The organism is Vibrio sp. 1580, assembly GCF_033340055.1.
In genome coordinates this window covers 1-564 of sequence record NZ_JAWOVT010000557.1, presented here as the reverse complement: position 1 = coordinate 564, position 564 = coordinate 1, and the positions used below count along the sequence as shown (strand labels likewise).

General features: G+C 47.0%; 1 protein-coding gene. It reads right to left on the bottom strand.

Translation table 11 applies throughout. From position 1 onward, the window contains the following. Positions 1–564, bottom strand: a 564-nt coding sequence (locus R7093_RS27140; protein WP_318147265.1) for a DUF368 domain-containing protein, incomplete at both ends; no start/stop codon positions are given.

Here is a 564-nt window from a genome sequence, read left to right as displayed (position 1 = left end):
AGCATCATTACGACTGCAATCACTAACTGCGATGGTTGAGAGGTAATATGTTCGAATTCAAATGGAGACAAGTTGTGTTGTAGTAACGGTACTTGTTCGCCTTTCGAGTTCGTACGCCATGTTAGGGTTTCTTTCCAAGGCCAGATTTTAGGTAGTGTACCGATCATCAAACCAGTTAAGAACATCAGCGTGAAGTCGCGGAACTTGCGCAGTAACCACGAGAGCAGATGAGAGAAAGAAAGTAGGCCAATCACGCAGCCCGATAAAAATAGCGCCAACGTATCCACTTGGAAGCCTTTTACGGCCGCAAGTACCGGAGTATACATACCGATCAGTAGCAGGATGAAGCTGCCTGAGATACCAGGGAGGATCATCGCACAAATTGCTATCGCACCTGCAATCAGCGTATTAATAGCGGTAGGTTCAAGATGCAGTGGTTTCAGCACCGTAATGCTATACGCAAAGCCGACGCCCAGTAGAAGAGTCACGAAACGAATCGCATCGCGTTTTTCTACCTGACGGAGGATGTGATAAACAGAGACCAAAATGAGGCCGAAGAAGAAC